This window comes from Thiothrix nivea DSM 5205 (assembly GCF_000260135.1).
GTDB lineage: Bacteria > Pseudomonadota > Gammaproteobacteria > Thiotrichales > Thiotrichaceae > Thiothrix > Thiothrix nivea.
The window spans coordinates 3,223,084-3,241,907 of the sequence record NZ_JH651384.1 but is presented as its reverse complement, the minus strand read 5'-3'; the positions used below and the strand labels follow the sequence as shown (position 1 = coordinate 3,241,907).

At 54.8% G+C, this 18,824-nt stretch carries 26 protein-coding genes and 1 pseudogene; 9 read left to right on the top strand and 18 right to left on the bottom strand.

Going from position 1 to position 18,824, the window contains the following annotated elements; genetic code table 11:
- Positions 1-80: 80 nt before the first annotated feature.
- The 3 genes from THINI_RS16235 (at position 81) to THINI_RS16225 (ending at position 1,573) form a co-directional block, all read left to right on the top strand.
- Positions 81-272, top strand: coding sequence for a hypothetical protein (locus THINI_RS16235; RefSeq protein WP_040839504.1), 192 nt, complete (start codon positions 81-83; stop codon positions 270-272).
- Between the two features lie 144 nt (positions 273-416).
- Entirely contained in the window at positions 417-887 is a 471-nt protein-coding gene (locus THINI_RS16230; RefSeq protein WP_002709635.1) for a hypothetical protein, read from the top strand.
- Positions 888-889: 2 nt separating this feature from the next.
- The gene (locus THINI_RS16225) at positions 890-1,573 is read left to right on the top strand and encodes a hypothetical protein (protein ID WP_002709634.1); all 684 of its coding nucleotides are present in this window, start codon (positions 890-892) and stop codon (positions 1,571-1,573) included.
- 181 nt (positions 1,574-1,754) lie between these two features.
- On the opposite strand, the gene THINI_RS16220 is transcribed toward THINI_RS16225, so the two are convergent.
- Both THINI_RS16220 and THINI_RS24760 read right to left on the bottom strand, forming a co-directional pair.
- Positions 1,755-2,036 carry a hypothetical protein gene (locus tag THINI_RS16220; protein WP_002709633.1) on the bottom strand — a complete coding sequence of 94 codons (282 nt, stop codon included), beginning with the start codon at positions 2,034-2,036 and terminating at the stop codon, positions 1,755-1,757.
- Positions 2,037-2,209: 173 nt separating this feature from the next.
- A complete protein-coding gene (locus THINI_RS24760) occupies positions 2,210-4,087 on the bottom strand; it encodes a hypothetical protein (RefSeq protein ID WP_002709631.1) in 1,878 nt (625 codons plus the stop codon).
- A gap of 89 nt (positions 4,088-4,176) precedes the next feature.
- Between THINI_RS24760 and tnpA (THINI_RS25335) the strand changes: the two genes are divergently transcribed.
- The 6 genes and pseudogenes from tnpA (THINI_RS25335) to tnpC (THINI_RS16195) all read left to right on the top strand — a co-directional run bounded on the left by tnpA (THINI_RS25335) (position 4,177) and on the right by tnpC (THINI_RS16195) (position 7,555).
- On the top strand, positions 4,177-4,341 hold the full coding sequence (gene tnpA / locus THINI_RS25335) for an IS66 family insertion sequence element accessory protein TnpA (protein WP_245536636.1): 165 nt from the start codon (positions 4,177-4,179) through the stop codon (positions 4,339-4,341).
- A gap of 43 nt (positions 4,342-4,384) precedes the next feature.
- Positions 4,385-4,765 (top strand): helix-turn-helix domain-containing protein, encoded by a 381-nt coding sequence (locus THINI_RS26710; protein WP_040838909.1) that lies wholly within the window; start codon positions 4,385-4,387, stop codon positions 4,763-4,765.
- Between the two features lie 178 nt (positions 4,766-4,943).
- The gene (locus tag THINI_RS26705) at positions 4,944-5,312 is read left to right on the top strand and encodes a transposase (RefSeq protein ID WP_081485865.1); all 369 of its coding nucleotides are present in this window, start codon (positions 4,944-4,946) and stop codon (positions 5,310-5,312) included.
- Positions 5,313-5,365: 53 nt separating this feature from the next.
- Complete coding sequence (locus tag THINI_RS24465) at positions 5,366-5,527, top strand: hypothetical protein (protein WP_245536635.1); 162 nt, start codon at positions 5,366-5,368, stop codon at positions 5,525-5,527.
- Positions 5,527-5,895 carry an IS66 family insertion sequence element accessory protein TnpB gene (tnpB, locus tag THINI_RS16200; protein ID WP_002706841.1) on the top strand — a complete coding sequence of 123 codons (369 nt, stop codon included), beginning with the start codon at positions 5,527-5,529 and terminating at the stop codon, positions 5,893-5,895. Before THINI_RS24465 ends, tnpB (THINI_RS16200) begins: the two co-directional genes overlap by 1 nt.
- 35 nt (positions 5,896-5,930) lie before the next feature.
- A pseudogene (tnpC, locus tag THINI_RS16195) lies at positions 5,931-7,555 on the top strand (IS66 family transposase).
- 16 nt (positions 7,556-7,571) lie between these two features.
- On the opposite strand, the gene THINI_RS16190 reads toward tnpC (THINI_RS16195), so the two are convergent.
- The 16 genes from THINI_RS16190 to gpM form a co-directional block, all read right to left on the bottom strand.
- Positions 7,572-7,775 carry a hypothetical protein gene (locus THINI_RS16190; RefSeq protein WP_002709630.1) on the bottom strand — a complete coding sequence of 68 codons (204 nt, stop codon included), beginning with the start codon at positions 7,773-7,775 and terminating at the stop codon, positions 7,572-7,574.
- Entirely contained in the window at positions 7,756-7,920 is a 165-nt protein-coding gene (locus THINI_RS25330) for a hypothetical protein (RefSeq protein ID WP_002709629.1), read from the bottom strand. Before THINI_RS25330 ends, THINI_RS16190 begins: the two co-directional genes overlap by 20 nt.
- 1,046 nt (positions 7,921-8,966) lie before the next feature.
- Positions 8,967-10,544: an IS66 family transposase gene (gene tnpC, locus THINI_RS16185; RefSeq protein WP_050988073.1), complete on the bottom strand. Its 1,578-nt coding sequence runs from the start codon at positions 10,542-10,544 to the stop codon at positions 8,967-8,969.
- 177 nt (positions 10,545-10,721) lie between these two features.
- Positions 10,722-10,931, bottom strand: coding sequence for an IS66 family insertion sequence element accessory protein TnpB (gene tnpB, locus THINI_RS16180; protein ID WP_281054679.1), 210 nt, complete (start codon positions 10,929-10,931; stop codon positions 10,722-10,724).
- Between the two features lie 60 nt (positions 10,932-10,991).
- A complete protein-coding gene (gene tnpA / locus THINI_RS16175; RefSeq protein ID WP_002706643.1) occupies positions 10,992-11,339 on the bottom strand; it encodes an IS66 family insertion sequence element accessory protein TnpA in 348 nt (115 codons plus the stop codon).
- 102 nt (positions 11,340-11,441) lie between these two features.
- Positions 11,442-11,789 (bottom strand): IS66 family insertion sequence element accessory protein TnpA, encoded by a 348-nt coding sequence (gene tnpA / locus THINI_RS16170; protein WP_002706643.1) that lies wholly within the window; start codon positions 11,787-11,789, stop codon positions 11,442-11,444.
- Between the two features lie 200 nt (positions 11,790-11,989).
- Positions 11,990-12,451, bottom strand: a complete 462-nt coding sequence (locus THINI_RS16165; protein ID WP_002709626.1) for a hypothetical protein — start codon at positions 12,449-12,451, stop codon at positions 11,990-11,992.
- Complete coding sequence (locus tag THINI_RS16160) at positions 12,448-14,478, bottom strand: replication endonuclease (RefSeq protein WP_002709625.1); 2,031 nt, start codon at positions 14,476-14,478, stop codon at positions 12,448-12,450. The genes THINI_RS16165 and THINI_RS16160 overlap by 4 nt, the downstream gene beginning before the upstream one ends.
- Positions 14,475-14,783, bottom strand: coding sequence for a hypothetical protein (locus THINI_RS16155; RefSeq protein ID WP_002709624.1), 309 nt, complete (start codon positions 14,781-14,783; stop codon positions 14,475-14,477). The genes THINI_RS16160 and THINI_RS16155 overlap by 4 nt, the downstream gene beginning before the upstream one ends.
- Complete coding sequence (locus THINI_RS16150; RefSeq protein ID WP_002709623.1) at positions 14,777-14,980, bottom strand: hypothetical protein; 204 nt, start codon at positions 14,978-14,980, stop codon at positions 14,777-14,779. The genes THINI_RS16155 and THINI_RS16150 overlap by 7 nt, the downstream gene beginning before the upstream one ends.
- Entirely contained in the window at positions 14,977-15,273 is a 297-nt protein-coding gene (locus THINI_RS16145) for a helix-turn-helix transcriptional regulator (protein ID WP_002709622.1), read from the bottom strand. Before THINI_RS16145 ends, THINI_RS16150 begins: the two co-directional genes overlap by 4 nt.
- A complete protein-coding gene (locus THINI_RS16140) occupies positions 15,270-15,551 on the bottom strand; it encodes a hypothetical protein (RefSeq protein ID WP_002709621.1) in 282 nt (93 codons plus the stop codon). The genes THINI_RS16145 and THINI_RS16140 overlap by 4 nt, the downstream gene beginning before the upstream one ends.
- A complete protein-coding gene (locus THINI_RS16135) occupies positions 15,548-15,955 on the bottom strand; it encodes a hypothetical protein (RefSeq protein WP_040839502.1) in 408 nt (135 codons plus the stop codon). The genes THINI_RS16140 and THINI_RS16135 overlap by 4 nt, the downstream gene beginning before the upstream one ends.
- Before the next feature lie 129 nt (positions 15,956-16,084).
- Complete coding sequence (locus THINI_RS16130; RefSeq protein ID WP_002709620.1) at positions 16,085-17,065, bottom strand: hypothetical protein; 981 nt, start codon at positions 17,063-17,065, stop codon at positions 16,085-16,087.
- Between the two features lie 154 nt (positions 17,066-17,219).
- Complete coding sequence (locus THINI_RS23650) at positions 17,220-17,948, bottom strand: GPO family capsid scaffolding protein (protein WP_002709619.1); 729 nt, start codon at positions 17,946-17,948, stop codon at positions 17,220-17,222.
- Positions 17,949-17,966: 18 nt separating this feature from the next.
- Positions 17,967-18,824 carry a phage terminase small subunit gene (gene gpM / locus THINI_RS16120; RefSeq protein ID WP_002709618.1) on the bottom strand — a complete coding sequence of 286 codons (858 nt, stop codon included), beginning with the start codon at positions 18,822-18,824 and terminating at the stop codon, positions 17,967-17,969.

Genomic DNA, 18,824 nt, shown 5'->3' with positions numbered 1-18,824 from the left:
GGGCATGGGGATAGGGACTCCGCTTGTCGATAAGACAAGTGTAGCCATTGCGGGGGAATCTTTCAGGGAAATCCCCTAACATGCTGCCTGACAAGCCAGACCAGTGGTTCATGGGGATCTCCCCTGAAGCATTCGGTACCGTGGGTGCAATCGTGAACTTCGTAGTTGCATGGGCAGTTTCCCGCGTAACTGCTCCGCCACCTGAGCATATCCAGCATCTGGTTGAAGATGTCCGTGTTCCTCGTGGCGCAGGTGTTGCAACCGGCCACTAATTCCGGCTAATTGCTAACCAGCTCTGAAAAAGGCTCCCCCGGGAGCCTTTTTCTTTGCCCTAAATCATTGCAGCCAACACAGATTGCCACTACCCTGAGAACACAAAAACGCAAACACTTATATCCCGCTAGAGAGAAAACTGCATGTCAGATCTGGTTTTTTACTATCACAGCAAATTGCCATGCGCTGCATTCCGCATTTTGGAAACGCGCATCAAAGAGCATGGTGAACATGAAATCACCTCGACCTTCGATGAATTCAGGGTTGACCAATATGCGCTGGCCGATTCTACCACTTCGCGCATTGTTGCCATCGACTTTGACAACACCATCACCGCCGACCCGGAATTTTACATGTCACTGATTGACGCTTACCGTGAAGGTGACTGGGAACCGGTCATCTGTACCCTGCGTGGCGACATGGATGACAACTTGCAGGAAATCCGCGGCAAGCTGCATGATGAAGGCATCCGCATTTACACCACCGATGGTAGAAAAAAACGCGCTTTCATGCTCCATCAGGGGATCAGTGTCGGGCTATGGATTGATGACTATTTTCCAGGCATCATCCAGCTCGGCTCCCCCCTTCTCCTCAGAAACGGTATTGAGTACTAACCATGGAACACGTCGACTCCAGCAAGGAAATCCTGGACTGCTTCCTCAGCGGCAAATTCAAACGGATGGACTGCCCCCAATGTGAAAACACCTTCCTCACCAAAGTTTACGAAATGAAATGCTTTGATGGTGGCAAGAAGCTCAGCATGAAATGCGCCCAATGCAAGCGAGCCTTCACAGCAGACCTCACCAGTGATACGTGGCGCAACTACGTTTTGCTGGAAAAGCAGTCACTTGGATTGGAGTATTTCATGGATGCCATCCAGAAATACGAGCTGCAAAATGTGCCTTTCGTCAAGCGTGTCGGAGTACTGGACGAGGATGGCCACCCCATTGACCCGGCTTGCATCCACCTGTTCACCTTTGAAGAGCCGGATTACCGCGCTATCTACGTCATGGAACGCCTGGAGCACCTGGACGAAGCCGACGCTGAATTCTTTACCGAACACGTCCACGAAATCGACTGGATGGAAAAGGAAGACCGCCTCAAGGTCTGGAGCTACGTTGCCGAACGTTATGGAGCAGAACTGGCTGAAGACATGCGCAAACTGTGCCTGTATTACCGTGAAAACCAGAAATATCTGAACTGGGATTTGCACGGCGACAACTTGATGCGCAGTGTCAAGGACGGCAAGATTGTGATCATGGATCCGTATGCGCCGAAAATGGGCGATTATATGGAATAATGGGAATCGAACTTGAGTATGAGGTGAAGGGAATTAAACTATTCAAATAAAACATTGATTAAATTGCATGTTTAATTTTATCTGCTTGTTCGATACCCGGAATCCTACCCGGTCACTTTTGAAGTGTACCCGGCTTTTCAATGACTTATGAAAGCCGGGTTATTGTTCCCTGCCCTGCCCTTCACGGCAGGAATGATGCAGCCATTCCCAACCAAAACGCCCATAACCCGCCCGTCAGCATCCTGATGTCGCTGTCGTTGTCCAGGCTGAAATGTTGCGCCCTTGGGAATATGCCGCCCGCTGCGATGGCGAATAGAGAAACCTGAATCCAGCCGGGAAACATCAGTTCCCCGTATAGATCGAGCGCCCATTGCTGCGTGAGCTGGTAAACCAGATACAGGCAGAATAGCGAAAACAGCAGGCGCGCCAGTTGGGTGAGGTATGGCAGGTATTCTTTTATCATGAGGTTTCAGTAGTAGTAGAGAAAAACCATTCCAAATATTGATAATGTCAGGATCAGGAATGCCTTTAGGTGTTTCATCTGTTTTTCCAGTTTTTTTAAATTTCCCCGTTTCATGGTTCCCCTGTTTATTGTAAATATGGGCAGAGGATTTTAACCTCCCCTGCCCACCCTTGTTAAGCCAGTATGTATTTTGGCTTGCCATTGCTCCAATCAGGATTGTGCTTTAGCACACCTTCCTTAACGGCGCGCTCATTCCATAGCGTCCAGATACGCCCCATTTCCTGCACCGTCAAGCCAACCTTGTCTTCCTTGCTCTTGGTGCGCTGGCTGATAAAGCGTTTTGCATCCCTGGCTCCCGGTGAAATTTTCCCGGCTGATACCCTACCGACCCACTCAGGATATAGGTCAGATTCCACCTGTTTTGCCTCACCTTCCAGACCGTTTTGAACCGTTTCGCTGGAACCGTTTTGTGACCGTGCGGGCACGGTGGCTGCTACCGTTTCAGACCGTGCGGGCACGGTATCCAGAACGGTTTCCTGACCGTTTCGTGGAACGGTGGGGGAGTGGGTATGCGCGGCATTGATTACCAGCTTGTCGGCAATCTTATTCAGGGCAACATCATTCAGTGGGGCAGGGTTGGGCATGGCTGCAAACGCATCAAACACAGCCGCCTGAACCGCGTCTGGTGAGGTTGCGCCGCTGGCCTTTACGTCGGCTTGGATTTGCTTCACGGTGTCCGCCACACTCAAATGTGGGGCAGGGCGCGGCTTATCCAGTGGTGAATCAGAATAAACCTTTTCGCCTTCGCGCAATTCAGCACGGTAGGTTTTAACATCACCAGATTGGCTATTAGCCGCTGGCTTGATTTTACCGATAACCAACCCGGTCAGCTTGTCCAGGTCTACATGCTGGGTATTCTGCCCGGTAGTTTGCTGGTGGCGTCTTAAAACATGGGCAATAACATTCCTGATATTTTCCTGCGTGGGTTCCATGCTATGGTTAACACTCGCTTGTGCTTCCATGACCAGCAGTTTTAAAAATGCCGCGTGCTTATTCAGATCGTCCTGAACTGAATCCAGCTTATCCGCTGCCTTGGAATAAACCTGCTGGCGTGATTGTTGCGCCCTGGCGTATTCGTTGGCGATTACTGCCGGTGCAGATCCAACCATGTTGCTGAACTCCTGTTTCATCGCTTGCAGTGGTGACGTGCCAGCAGATGGGGCAGGGGAGGGTGTGAATACCGGATTGTAGCCATTACCAGCAGGTTTCTCATTGCCGCTTTGCTTGATCCTGCGTAGCGCGTTGGAATAAGCAAACAGCGCCATGATGTGCTGCAATTCAAAGATGGTAATCAGTACCGCAATAACCAGCACCATGCCGGTGTTGTTATCCGTGCCGGTATATTTCGCCATTGCCTGAAACATTGGCTTGTCGAATGAATCGCGGACTTTCAGCATGGATTCAACCTTGTTATTGAACGCCTGTTCGCTGGCGTCCTGCGCAAGCTGGTTACTCATGGCCATGCTTTCTTTCACGGCCTGAACACGCGCCTCTGATTCCGCGCAATCGTATTTCCTGCCTTTTGCCTGCATCTTCTCCAGGGTTTTCTGGCAGGTTGCCAGTTTGGCTTGTGCATCCATCAGGTTTTGAGTAAGCCCGGAACTGCCCAATACTGAAACGTCAGTTTGCTGGATGCTTTTCATCATGCTGGATGATTCAGCCGCACTATTGGCAATGTGTTGCTGGTTGCCCGTCGTGCTGAACATTTCAAACAGCACACCACTGGACGCAAACAGGCACATTGCCAGCACTTGCGCCCCGGTGAGCTTCCAGCCCTCTGAACGATGGATGGCAATATCCTCGTAAGTCGCTTCTTTGCTCGATGCGAGGAAGTAGGACAGGGTGAATGCAATAACGCTAAACACTGCCAGTGCAATGAAGTCGTTACTGTTCTTGGCGATGAATGAGGCAATACCCCACAGGTCACTGACATAGAGCATGAAGATGGCGACGGCATACAGCCCGAAGGTCGCCGCCTTCGCCCATTGCATCGTAAGCGCTTCTAAATCCCCCTCCTTTCAGCGCCCCACGTAATCCCGGACACTCAGCCCATCAGCAACAGATTGCATGGGAGAACACGATGAATCCAGGTCAAGATGGGCGTCTGGCGTACTGGCAAGCCCAGCTCCAACGCTTCCAGTCCTCCGGCCTTTCCGGAGTCCAGTATTGTGAACAGGAACAGTTGAGTTACCACGGCTTTGTCTACTGGCGGCGCAAATTATGCGGTATAGTCTTTTCATTTTAGTCAGCTACAATAGAACGGATGATCAACTTCCCCATCCTTCATCATGCCGACTTACTACTCTAAGGATCTCCGTGAACGTGTTGTTGCTGCCTATGACAAGAGCAAACATAAATCCCACGTTTGTGGGACGTTTTCCATAGCCCGCAGCACCCTGGACAAATGGTTGGCCCTGAGGGAAGAAACCGGCAGCCTCCAACCCCGGACACATCCCCGCCCTGGGCACAGCCATAAGGTGAAAGACGTTGAAGCTTTTCGGCAATGGGTGGAGAGCGAAACCCCGTTTGAACGCATCGAGGATTTGCTGCCACGCTTTGAAGCGCATTATGGCAAGGCCATTTCTTATCGTGGCCTGCATAAATGGCTGCAACGGATCGGTTGGAGCCATAAAAAAAACGTTCTTTCTACCAGCAAGCCAAACCGCTAGACCGCTGGGTTTTCCTGTGGCTACTTGGGCATCTGGAGAAAAAATACGGTCAGGATCATATCCTGTTTGCGGACGAGGCAGGATTCTACAGTACCGAACGCTATGAGTGGGGCTGGGCAAAAAAAGGGGAGCCTTGTGACATCCCCGCCCTGGAGGCCGGGGACATAAACGCAACTGGATCAGCGCTATCCGCGCCTCTGATCAAAGCTGGCAAATGCCGTGGGTAGTGACCGGCAACATTAACCGGATGATTGTTGAACAATGGTTGGAAGCCTTGGGAAAATCGTTGCAGCAAGGTCAGGAAAAGCCCAAACCTTATGTGCTTGTCTGGGACAATGCGAGCTTCCATTTAGGCGGTGACCTGGAGGCGATTGCCATGAAATACCAGATTCGTATCATTCAGTTACCCGCTTATTCGCCTGATCTCAACCCCATCGAGCAATGCTGGGCAACCTTGAAACATTATGCGCGTCTGGCCATGGGAAAAGGTAGCACCCTGGACGACGCGATTGATTACGCATTCAACAGACAAAGTGTAGCCGACTAAAATGAAAAGACTATACGGCGGGCAAGCCGCCCGGGGATGGCAAACGCCCGGTATTGCCAGAGCCTTCCGGTTTCGTGACTGTCCGCCCGGCGCAGCCGGGGACAGACGCCCGGACGGGCGATGGCCTGGAGCTGTCCCTGCCGAATGGCCTGGTGATCAGGAATATCCACCCCGGCAATGTGGCCTTGCTGCGCCGGTTGCTGGGGCAGTTGTAATGGCCCGTTATTTCCGCCCCGCCGGGGAGATGCCGGACATTTACCTTTACCGCCCGCCCATTGATTTCCGCAAGGCCGCCCAGGGGCTGGCGGCGATCGTGGCGCAGGAATTGGGCCACGACCCGTTTGCCGGGGCGCTGTACGCCTTCACCAACCGCCAGCGCACGAAAATCAAATGCCTGTATTGGGAAGACAATGGCTTTGTGCTGTATTACAAAGCCCTGGCGGAAGAGAAGTTCCATTGGCCGCAAACGGGGGATGGCGGGGTGATGGCGCTGACGGCCCAGCAGATCAACTGGCTGCTGGACGGTTATGACATCAGCCTGCTCAAAGGGCATAAAAAGTTGTGCTACGGGGCGCTGTTTTAGCGACTTATCCTGATGATTTTGTTATCATTTAACCCATGGATTTAGCACCGCCGCCAGCCCCCAAAACCACATCCCATAGCGACCTGGACGCTGCCCGCCTGCGCCAGTTGCTGGCGCAGCAAGAGGCGGAATTTGCCGCCGTCCTGAAACAGCGTGACCACCATATCCAGCTCCTGGAAGAAATGCTGCGCCTGGCCAAATACAGCGGTTTAGCGCCCAGTCTGAAAAGCTCCCCTTCCAGATTGACCTGTTTGATGAAGCCGAGTTGGCAACCGCGCTGGAGGACATCGCCGGACGACTGCCGGAGGCGGAACCCGCCAGGCCCCGCCCCAGCCAACGCCAGCGCGGCTTCCCGCCCGGGCTGAAGCGCCAACGGGTGGAGCTGTTGTTGGGTGATGCGGAAAAAGCCGGGGCGACCCGCACGTTTTTCACCAAGGTCAAGGAAGAGCTGGACTACATCCCGGCGCAACTGGTGGTGCTGGAATACTGGCAGGAAAAAGCCGTGTTTGCCGCCGGGGCCAGCCAGGATCCCGCCCCGGCAACGGCAGATGGCGGGCCAACGCTGGTCGCCGCCGCCCGTCCGCCCCATCCGTTGGGCAAATGCCATGCCAGCCTCAACCTGCTGACGCAGGTCATCATCGCCAAATACGCCGATGGCCTGCCCCTGTACCGCCTGGAGGGCATTTTCAAACGCCACGGCGCGGAACTCAGCCGCAGCAGCATGGCCCACTGGATCATCCGTCTGGAGGACAGCTTCAAACCCCTGCTCAACCTGCTGCGCGAAACCCAGAACAGCGGCGCTTACCTGCAAGGCGATGAAACCCGCATCCAGGTGCTGAAGGAGGACGGCAAAACCGCCCAGGCCGACAAATGGATGTGGGTGGTGCGGGGCGGCCCGCCGAACCAGGTGGCGGTCTTGTTTGAATACGACCCCAGCCGGGCGGGGAGCGTCCCCGAACGCCTACTGATGGACTTCCACGGCATTTTCCAGGCCGACGGCTATTCCGGTTACGCCGCCGTGTGCCGCAACAACGCCATCACCCGCATTGGCTGCTGGGACCATGCCCGCCGCAAGTTCGTGGAGGCCGTCAAGGCGGCGGGCGGCAAACAGGCCCGTGGCAAACCCACCCTGGCGGATATTGCCCTGGGCATGATCCGCAGGCTCTACCGCATCGAGGACAACATCAAGGGTCTGGACACGGCGGAGAAATACCGCCTGCGCCAGCAGTTGAGCGTGCCCCTGCTCAACGAACTGAAAACCTGGCTGGAAACGCAGGTCGGCAAGGTGATGAAAGGCGGCCTCACCCGCAAGGCGATGGAATACTGCCTCAACCAGTGGGAATACCTGAGTGGCTACTGCCAACGCGGCGACCTGCATATCAGCAATGTGCTGGCGGAGAACGCCATCCGCCCCTTTGCCGTGGGCCGCAAAGCCTGGCTGTTTGCCGACACCCCGCATGGCGCGCGCGCCAGCGCCGCCTGTTATTCCCTGATTGAAACCGCCAAGGCCAACGGCCTCGAACCGTATGCCTATATCCGCTATCTGCTGGAGCATATCGCCCAGGCCGACACCCTGGAAAAATGGGAGGCCCTCCTGCCATGGAATGTGCCGCTGGAGAAATGTGCGAAAAAAGTCCCTTTTTTTGACAAGGGCAAGTAGGGCGATTTAACGGCGCTTACATTTCTGGCGTTGCCAGTTTGCGCAAAATTGCCATTCTTCCGCTCAAGTCAAGGGGCGGGGTGTTTGTCGATGTGTGACGGTGCGTGCAGAAATAATTATCGATTGCGATGCGCATGATTTGCTGCAAGTCGCCATTTCCAGCCTTTACAGTCAAAAGGTCGTATTCGGCGTCGGTCAAGTTAAGGATTAGCTGTTTCACGGTTCTGTTTCCTGTGTTTTTTGATGAAATTGTTTATAAGCCCACGGGTCAATACTGACATCGTGGTGTTTTGTTGGCTGGCAATATCGGCAAATTCGCGTTTCAAATCTGGCGGAAGTCGCAAGCCGATGATCGAGTTTTGCATTAATACCTCTGGATGATTCGTTAAACGGATTGTTCAACAATTTTCGTAATCAATCTTTGATAGGTGGGTTTTGATGTGTGCGGGTTCGCCGTTGGGGTGTTGAATGCCTGCTTTTCCTCACAATTACCGACAAACAAAAGCCAGCACAACACTATCATTTAGGCCGACAAGGTTTTCCGGCAAATAATCGTAAATTTCCATTAATTTACAATGTGTTAATCATTGTAGGCTCATTATGTGTTTCGGGGTCTTGCCCCATGAACCTTGAAAGCGCTGGTAGAATCCCCAACTGATAAGCATCCGACAAGCCAGTGAGGGAGCCATATGGGCAGTTTGATCAGCATAGCCAGCCTGACCAGTGATGAAGCTTGCTACCATTGAGTAGGCAAATCGGCGGAAGGTTTCAAAACGGTAATTAATGCCTTCGGCGATGTTCGCCACATGGCAGAGGGGCAGGCGGCGGAATAGCCTTTGCCCCTCATGCCTAGCTTATTTCTTTCAGCAGCCGTATTAAGGTTCTACAGCCGCGCCCGTTGGTTGCGGGGTGAGATCGTGCAAACAAGTCTTCCCTTCGGCTACGTGAAAAAAAGCTAACGCTTTTTCCGCTTCGCTTTCACTTCGGACTTGACGGGTTCGAGTGTTTTTACTCATACGGTCACGCACCTGTCACAGTGACAAGATGCGGATGTCCCACGGGACAGAAGCGGGACAGCCACGGGACAGAAGCGGGACAGCCACGGGACAGAAGCGGGACAGCCACGGGACAGAAGCGGGACAGCCACGGGACAGAAGCGGGACAGCCACGGGACATTTGCATTGCACTTGAGGGAATCCCAGTGGGATTCCTACCGGAAGTCATCCAGAAACAGAACTTGTGGTGATTTCTGTTCAGTGTTCATATTCGCAAGAAATTCAGCATCAACATTCACGCTTAGATTGCGTCCTAATTGCTTGATCAGACGCAAAAGAGTTTTCTCCACGCCAGATTGAAAGGCTGATTCCGTTGCTTGAATCCATGCGTCTTTCGTAAGCGCCGTTAAATCGCCCTACTTGCCCTTGTCAAAAAAAGGGACTTTTTTCGCACATTTCTCCAGCGGCACATTCCATGGCAGGAGGGCCTCCCATTTTTCCAGGGTGTCGGCCTGGGCGATATGCTCCAGCAGATAGCGGATATAGGCATACGGTTCGAGGCCGTTGGCCTTGGCGGTTTCAATCAGGGAATAACAGGCGGCGCTGGCGCGCGCGCCATGCGGGGTGTCGGCAAACAGCCAGGCTTTGCGGCCCACGGCAAAGGGGCGGATGGCGTTCTCCGCCAGCACATTGCTGATATGCAGGTCGCCGCGTTGGCAGTAGCCACTCAGGTATTCCCACTGGTTGAGGCAGTATTCCATCGCCTTGCGGGTGAGGCCGCCTTTCATCACCTTGCCGACCTGCGTTTCCAGCCAGGTTTTCAGTTCGTTGAGCAGGGGCACGCTCAACTGCTGGCGCAGGCGGTATTTCTCCGCCGTGTCCAGACCCTTGATGTTGTCCTCGATGCGGTAGAGCCTGCGGATCATGCCCAGGGCAATATCCGCCAGGGTGGGTTTGCCACGGGCCTGTTTGCCGCCCGCCGCCTTGACGGCCTCCACGAACTTGCGGCGGGCATGGTCCCAGCAGCCAATGCGGGTGATGGCGTTGTTGCGGCACACGGCGGCGTAACCGGAATAGCCGTCGGCCTGGAAAATGCCGTGGAAGTCCATCAGTAGGCGTTCGGGGACGCTCCCCGCCCGGCTGGGGTCGTATTCAAACAAGACCGCCACCTGGTTCGGCGGGCCGCCCCGCACCACCCACATCCATTTGTCGGCCTGGGCGGTTTTGCCGTCCTCCTTCAGCACCTGGATGCGGGTTTCATCGCCTTGCAGGTAAGCGCCGCTGTTCTGGGTTTCGCGCAGCAGGTTGAGCAGGGGTTTGAAGCTGTCCTCCAGACGGATGATCCAGTGGGCCATGCTGCTGCGGCTGAGTTCCGCGCCGTGGCGTTTGAAAATGCCCTCCAGGCGGTACAGGGGCAGGCCATCGGCGTATTTGGCGATGATGACCTGCGTCAGCAGGTTGAGGCTGGCATGGCATTTGCCCAACGGATGGGGCGGACGGGCGGCGGCGACCAGCGTTGGCCCGCCATCTGCCGTTGCCGGGGCGGGATCCTGGCTGGCCCCGGCGGCAAACACGGCTTTTTCCTGCCAGTATTCCAGCACCACCAGTTGCGCCGGGATGTAGTCCAGCTCTTCCTTGACCTTGGTGAAAAACGTGCGGGTCGCCCCGGCTTTTTCCGCATCACCCAACAACAGCTCCACCCGTTGGCGCTTCAGCCCGGGCGGGAAGCCGCGCTGGCGTTGGCTGGGGCGGGGCCTGGCGGGTTCCGCCTCCGGCAGTCGTCCGGCGATGTCCTCCAGCGCGGTTGCCAACTCGGCTTCATCAAACAGGTCAATCTGGAAGGGGAGCTTTTCAGACTGGGCGCTAAACCGCTGTATTTTGGCCAGGCGCAGCATTTCTTCCAGGAGCTGGATATGGTGGTCACGCTGTTTCAGGACGGCGGCAAATTCCGCCTCTTGCTGCGCCAGCAACTGGCGCAGGCGGGCAGCGTCCAGGTCGCTATGGGATGTGGTTTGGGGCTGGCGGCGGTGCTAAATCCATGGGTTAAATGATAACAAATCATCAGGATAAGTCGCTAAAACAGCGCCCCGTAGCACAACTTTTATGCCCTTTGAGCAGGCTGATGTCATAACCGTCCAGCAGCCAGTTGATCTGCTGGGCCGTCAGCGCCATCACCCCGCCATCCCCGTTTGCGGCCAATGGAACTTCTCTTCCGCCAGGGCTTTGTAATACAGCACAAAGCCATTGTCTTCCCAATACAGGCATTTGATTTTCGTGCGCTGGCGGTTGGTGAAGGCGTACAGCGCCCCGGCAAACGGGTCGTGGCCCAATTCCTGCGCCACGATCGCCGCCAGCCCCCTGGGCGGCCTTGCGGAAATCAATGGGCGGGCGGTAAAGGTAAATGTCCGGCATCTCCCCGGCGGGGCGGAAATAACGGGCCATTACAACTGCCCCAGCAACCGGCGCAGCAAGGCCACATTGCCGGGGTGGATATTCCTGATCACCAGGCCATTCGGCAGGGACAGCTCCAGGCCATCGCCCGTCCGGGCGTCTGTCCCCGGCTGCGCCGGGCGGACAGTCACGAAACCGGAAGGCTCTGGCAATACCGGGCGTTTGCCATCCCCGGGCGGCTTGCCCGCCGTACCGCATAATTTGCGCCGCCAGTAGACAAAGCCGTGGTAACTCAACTGTTCCTGTTCACAATACTGGACTCCGGAAAGGCCGGAGGACTGGAAGCGTTGGAGCTGGGCTTGCCAGTACGCCAGACGCCCATCTTGACCTGGATTCATCGTGTTCTCCCATGCAATCTGTTGCTGATGGGCTGAGTGTCCGGGATTACGTGGGGCGCTGAAAGGAGGGGGATTTAGAAGCGCTTACGAAATAACGGGCCATTACAACTGCCCCAGCAACCGGCGCAGCAAGGCCACATTGCCGGGGTGGATATTCCTGATCACCAGGCCATTCGGCAGGGACAGCTCCAGGCCATCGCCCGTCCGGGCGTCTGTCCCCGGCTGCGCCGGGCGGACAGTCACGAAACCGGAAGGCTCTGGCAATACCGGGCGTTTGCCATCCCCGGGCGGCTTGCCCGCCGTACCGCATAATTTGCGCCGCCAGTAGACAAAGCCGTGGTAACTCAACTGTTCCTGTTCACAATACTGGACTCCGGAAAGGCCGGAGGACTGGAAGCGTTGGAGCTGGGCTTGCCAGTACGCCAGACGCCCATCTTGACCTGGATTCATCGTGTTCTCCCATGCAATCTGTTGCTGATGGGCTGAGTGTCCGGGATTACGTGGGGCGCTGAAAGGAGGGGGATTTAGAAGCGCTTACATTGCATCAGCCTATGGTTTTTAATCGCCCTGCCTTTGTAATTGAACAGAACGCTATCGTCGTTACCTGAATTCAGGATTTTTTGAAGATCAATTTTCATTTGTTGTTGCCCTTAAAAACTGTTTACCAGCAGGTATAAGCCGAGTGCTGCCGTCATGATTTGCAAACCGTTGGTGCTTTGTAGGATCGCCACAAGGAAGAAAATCCCCATGGTGAATTGACCCATGAAGGCAATCGCACCAGCACCGAATGCTGCGAAGTATTTGCTGTACTGGAAGGTGAGTGCCCCAACCGCCAGCACCGCAAGGGCGCGGGCAGTCACGATGAACACCTTCTGCCAGTCGACACGCGCCAGCAGGGAGGATGCCTTGCCGTCCATGCCCTGGTAGTAGGTGCTGATTGCCTCCCACATCGCATCATCCCGGCGCTTTTCCTCCGGGGTAAGCGGGATGTTGTTCAGCCACTTGAACGCCAGGCGGTGGTGCAGTTCAGAATCCTCTGCGATTTCATCCGGGGTAGGGTCGGGGATGTCGCCATTTGCGTGTTGCATCCACTTGGGTAAGTCTTTGCTCATGGCTGCACCTCCTGACCTTGGCCTGATTTCCCGTGGGAAGATGCTCCAACGAGTCCAAGGGGCGGCGAGCCGCCCGGAAGAGAAGAAGAGGGGAACATTACGATGCCTGCGTGATCCGCCAGCCGGGTAAGCTTGCCTTGCGCCTTGGCCTGTTCGATCACGGCCTGAATGTCATCCGAGAAGGTGATGGGCAAATCGGCGCGGGCAGTGTCGGAATGACGCAGATACTGCTGCACCAGCAGTTTTTGCAGGGAACCGATATTCAGCAAATACCAGTCTTTCAGGCGGGTGCGTACTTCCACGCCTTCCACCAACAGGCCGCGTACCTGCTGGATGACTTCGCCGTAACGGTTGTGGGCGTCGCTGCCGGTTTCACAGTCTTCCTTGTTTTCGCGGAACATGCGGATGGGGCGTTCATTGGCAGGGCAGGCTGCGCCGCCGTTGGCTTCGGTGTATGCCTTCCAGTCACTGGCGCGGGCGGCGAGGCGGGCGGCTTCCAGTACAGGATCATCCTGTTCGTCTTCGAGCCTGCGCAGTTCGCGCCATGCCATGACAGAGGGGGCATTCCAGAAAGCGTACTGGCGCAAACCCCAGACAGATTTTCGCGCCATGATGTTGATAATGGTCTGGCTGGATGCTTCCCCGGCTTTGAGGTCGTCCCAGTCCGCGCCGGTCAAGCCCTTGGTGATGTATTTCACCATGTAGCTGACCATGCCATTGGCCGAACGCATCACCTTGAAGTTGAGGCGGCGCACATCCGCGCCCGGTTCGGTGGCGTCTTTGTCCTGGCCGTAACGGCACTGGCGACGTTCCCATTTTTGCACCTCTTCGGTGGTGGTGGCGGCGCGTACCTTGGCAAGGATGCTTCTGTCGGTGTAGCCGCCGCGCAATGCCTTGTCATAGAAAATCTGGGTGGCGCGCTGCGCATCCTTCGCCTGTACCCAGATGGCATAGTGGTAATGGCTCACCCCGTCATGGTGGCTTTCATCCATGCGGAAACCGAACCCGTTGATGGATTCGATGTGTTTGGTTGCGCGCTTCCAGGCGGTTTGGGTGAGCTTCCATGTCTCTTGCAGCCAGTCGCGGGCGTCGGCTGGCGTGGTGCTGCGGTCATAGCGCGGGTTCCTGCGCAGCTTGCCGCCCGCCGTGCTGAATATGTGGTAGCGCGACGGCGTGGTGAGGGTGAATGCAATCCCTATCCATTGTTCTGGGTCTGCCTTGTCCAGCGTTGCCAGATGGCATACGTCGGCAAGGCTCCCGCCTTCGCCCTTGTCGCCGGTCAGCTTTTCCGGTAGCAGGCCGATAACATCAGCGCCGATGTAGTTATCGGCGGCGATGTTGGACATGCCGTTCACCCGTACCATGAATTCGGCAAACTTGATGAAGCTGGCGGCGTGCTGGTGGTCGGCACTGTCGAGGCTGAACTGGTCGCCTTCATTACTGATCAGATACGCCTGCTTTTTCCAGGCTTCAAGCTGGGTCTGGCTCCACTTGTAATTTTCCACGGCTTCATCTGAAGAGTAGGGGGAACCACCATATTGACGCTTGCAGACGTTTAGCGCGTTGCGCTGGGCTTGTTCCGAGCGCTGGCGGTGTTGGCGGGTCAGTTGCCAGTTCCACCATTCGGCGGCGCAGAGTTTTGAGGATACGGCGGCGCGGCTGTTTGGCTGGTGCGGGTCTGCGGGCGGCTCACCTTCGGCGCGTTCTTTTGGGTATGGTGGCACGCGAGCGCCTTGCTCACGCGCCCATGCGGCGGTTGCATCCAGCCCGAAAAGCTCCAGATGCTTGGCTGACAGCAGGGCGAGGCGCTCATGGGCAACAAGGCGCTTTTGCACTGCGAGCGCATAGACCTCTGCGGCGTCCAACAGCCAGTTGTTGGCGTCGCGGCGTCCTGCGCCTTCGTGTTCGCCTGATTGGTACTCTGCCGCGTAATGCGACATTACCATGCCGTGGAACTCTTCCGGGATGCGGGCTAGTTGCTCTTGGATGAACCCGAAGTCTTGCGGGTGGTTGGTTGGCTGCATCATGATTCCATCCCCTCAAACATCGCCAGCGGACATTCTTTTAGCAGTAGCCGAGGAGGCTGATAGCTGTTCTTTGCCTTGCTACTGGCCTGCATGTCGGCCTTGATGACTTGCAGGAAGTCGGTAAGGTGCGCCAACAGGGTTTCAACGTGTTCAAGCGATGATTCAGCCATTGCGCGGTTGGCGATAACGCCATTCACGCCAAGTTCAACAATGCCCGCGTGTGTTTCCAGCGCCTTGCAGTCAGAGAGGAACAGCTTCACGCGCTCTGCTGGCGTCATGCTGGCGATAAGGTTTTTCATCAGCATGATTGCACCTCCTGGCCTGCTGGCACGTCCAGAAAGTTCTTGTTCAACCATGAAATCCAGAGGCGGGCGACAAAGTGACCCGGATTTTCTGGCATGGTTTCCTGCTTGCGGCGTTGGATCTCTTCATGCACCAGTTGCACACGATCATCGAAAGGAATGGTGGAAATTTCCACCGTTGGGGTGATTGGCTTACTCATTGCGCCGCCCTCCAGTCACGTTTGCCTTCGATCCATTGCTTGACCTGGCTCCAGCGCCAGCCGGATGACTTGCCGGTTATTTTCACCCTGGGGGGGAATGTGCCGAGCGCTTCATGCTTGTAGATCGTTGGGACGGCAAGGCCGACGATTTTCGACAGTTCGTAATCGGGCTTTTTGTTCCTGATGATGCGGTCGTCAATGACGGGCAGGGAGGGTGGCAGGTTGCCATCATTGCCGCCGCTGGTGGTGGTGGTCGGCTGGCCTTTGCGTTTGCGGGGTGGTAACAGGCTCATGCTGACACCTCCGCTTCTTCTTCGGTGGATTGTGACGGGGTGGTGTTGGTCAGGTATCCGCCGTGCTGGTTGCGGTAGGCGGTGTGCAGGGCTTCCACGTCGGCTTGCAGCCAGTTGGCGAGGCGTTCCGCTGCACTGATCAGACAGCCAGTTGTCGGGTCGACATTGCCCAGATCGGTGATAGTGGCAAGCATGGCTTCCAGTTCTGCGACTTTCAGCGACAGATCGTCGAATGAGTGCAGGCTGATCGAGGTAATGGGGGATTTGTAGCTGATCATGCGACACCTCCGACAGTGAGGTGTGCAGACGCACGGCGGGCAGGGTTGCCCATTGGGTGAGTTATAGCGGTCATGATGACGGCTCCAAGTTGAGTTTTGATAGTTGGCAAAAATTGCCGGACGCTATCAAGGCTCTCTTGGAACACCTCCCGCTTACTTCGGTTTTCACCGTCTTGTAGTCCACGGACGCCCGGCATAAAACCGTTTCCGTATTCTACAGGCGAAAAAAAACCGCCGTGCAAAAGGTGGCGGTGTTGCCGCCAAGTGAGTGGATGATAGCCACCGGATTTTGCTGTTTGTCCGTAGTTTCTACGGACGGCTATAGTTTGCGCATTGATTGCGCTGGCGGTCAAATCTGAAAAATCGAATGATTTCGCGCATTCGTTCGCGGTTTGTTGTATCATTTCGGCAGACTCTTTTCAGGCCAGCCCCATTGCTGGCCTTTTTTCATTCTGCCTAAGCCCAATGTCCGAAAATCAATATCCGAAAATGTCCGAAAACGTGAAAAAGTTCTGATTTGCTTTGCTTTTGTTCTATGTCTGATTTGTTGTGAAACCCTTCCCTATCCTTGGCGGATTTTCTTGCTGTAGAATTTCCCAGTCTTTATTCAAAGTTGCTATGTACTTATTTCTTCGTTCTTCTTTACTTTCCCCTGCTTTTTGATCCTGCGGATACCGGTCTGCAAACTCATTTATATATGCTGACTTATGATCTCGTGGTATATCGCCTAGAGAATCAAACCTATGACGTTCTGCATACTCTTTAAACTCCCGAGCAAATGTATTTCTCCGCTCTTTTGCACTCTTAAAATGATTTTCTTCTTGCTTCTGAATTAATATTTCCGGCTGTTCCCCCCGGTATTCAACACCGAAATGCAGCCTTGACGGCAGCGCCCCATGTATAGTCATATATTCAAGGTAACTTGTCCATATTTCTGCACATTTTGACAAATGCCAATTCTTCACAGTAGCCCTTACAAATTCAGCATGTGCTACCTTTGCCAAATTTTTCAAACCACTATCAGTAAGGTTTGAATATAGCTGAATACTTGACCGTTCATCAGTTAAGGCGTTTATTGCTTTCTGGCCTATATATGGCTCAACCAATTGATAATATTCACCCTGCCACGGAAATGAACTTACTTGTATAGATTGATTGCATATCATGCTAACTACAGCACCACAGAAAACCTTATATTCTTGCTCTTGTGACAAAAAAGGGAAGACCAACATAGCCAAATGATGAATTGACATTGAAGCACTAAGAAAATGCTTTGCCCGTTCGTGCTCAATATTCCATTTATAATGGTATTGCCATACTTTAATATTCGCTTTCCGGTTTTGCATTATATTAATTGATTTCTTTATGTTGAGTGCATTGCTTTCTGCTTCTTCGTCATAATTGATAAACAACCACGGCAAATATTCCTGATGCTGGGTACTTAGTTTTCCGTAATACTCCATTTCCCCGTCGGTCATTCCCCAAGGATTGCCAACATCGTTTTTTAGCTCCATACTCCAAGTTCCTGTCAGATAGTCAGATCATCCACAGGGACACGCAAAAAGGGGAAGCCGCTAACTTCCCCTTTTTTATTGCCTGCGGTTTAGCCGACTTTGTGACAATCGGCAGCGATTGGCAAGTGCTGATCAGGTTGCCGGTGGCTTTAGCCTAGCGCCATTTCCCCAAATGCTCCCCGTCCAGTTCTGCACCCGTGGTAAGCGGACGGAATTTGTAGCCATCGGCTGGAATCTGACCTAAGAGATCATCGCGTTCCACTGCAAAATCGGCTTTGACTTTTTCCAGTTCATCCTTGAGTGCATCGCGTTCTGTGCGTACACGGTTCAGTTCGTCGGTGAAGTAATCCACCATCTTGCTGAAATGCGCGGCCTTTTCCGCTTCTTCTGGGGTTTCTGCCGGGTTCAGGTTGCTGGTGATTTCCTGCGGGTCGGTGAATACTGAATCAGTACGGTTGCTGGTGCTGAACTGCATAATTCCCGTGCCGAGGGATGCGGGGGAATCGGTAACACCCAGCCCCATCAGGTACGCACCGCCCGTTGTCGGGAATTGTGGGTGTATCTCTGCACTGAGGTGGACTTTCTGCCCGCTGCGAACCATTGATATTAGGTCTGGGTGAGGCTCAATTTTCACATAGAGCGCCATTTTCCCGGCTAACGCACCCTCTTTGATGCGTTCGGCCTTGGTTTCTACCACATCGCCAAGCGCCTTGAATAAACCATCCGGCATGATGCCCCGGATATGCTCAGGCCAGATACGGGCGTTGTAGGTGTCCTGTTTGTAGCTTTGCCCCATCTGTTCAATTTGTTGCCCGGTAATTTCGCGTCCGTCTGCTGTTTTGCCTTCGACGGCTGCGCGGATAAAGTCGGTTTTCAGTTTCATAATCATGTGTCCTTTTGCTTATGCAGCAGCGCCGTGTGTGCGCTTTTGCAGGAATGTTTCAACGTCACGGTGGCAGAATCGAAAAGCCTTGTGCTTGCCTGATTCAAAGCAGACATAAGGCAATTCCGCCGGATTGAGTGAGGCCAGTTTCAGGAATGTCGGGACTGATACCCCGGCGAGCTTCGCCGCTCTGCTGGTTGGCAGGTCGTAACGCTTGGCGGTGTCGGTGGTGATAGTCACGGGTTTTACTCCTTGCAGTTTTTTCAGGTGGCCTTTTACGCCTATGTTCGATTGCAGTGCTTGTGCCTGTTCCAGCAGTTCCGCCGCCCGGTTCCGGTCGGTTTCAGCCAGTGCCATCCCATAAGCCTTGCAGAGTTTGGCGGCTATGCTGTCGGTCATATCCTGCCCAGCCACCAGCGCCCACAGTGTTTGCAGGTCTGGCAGGTGGTCGGCAGGGTTGCCCGCTAGTGCCGCCTTGCTGATTTCTTCGGTAATGGATTCCACCAGAGAGCGGGAAAAGCCGTCCGGTTGCTGCATATCGTGTTTGAGCGCATAGCCTGCGAGTTGTACCGCCCTGCTGATATTGCCCACATCCGCCGCCCACAGTGCGCACCAGACAACCACGCTATCTTGCCCGCCACAGTCGGCAGACAACACACCGTCCAGATAGTCGCTGTATTCCGTGAGGATTTCGCGTTTCACTTCCACGCGCCGGGTCTGGCTGCGGATGCTTGAAAGCCGCTTCCGGTCAGATTTCAGCTTGTACAGGAAAGCGCGATACTGGCCGTTTGCGGTACGGTCGGCAGACTGTGAATCAGGGGCGGGATTCCGCCCTGATTCGACTTTCACCCGATGTTGTGCAGCCGGTGAAATCAT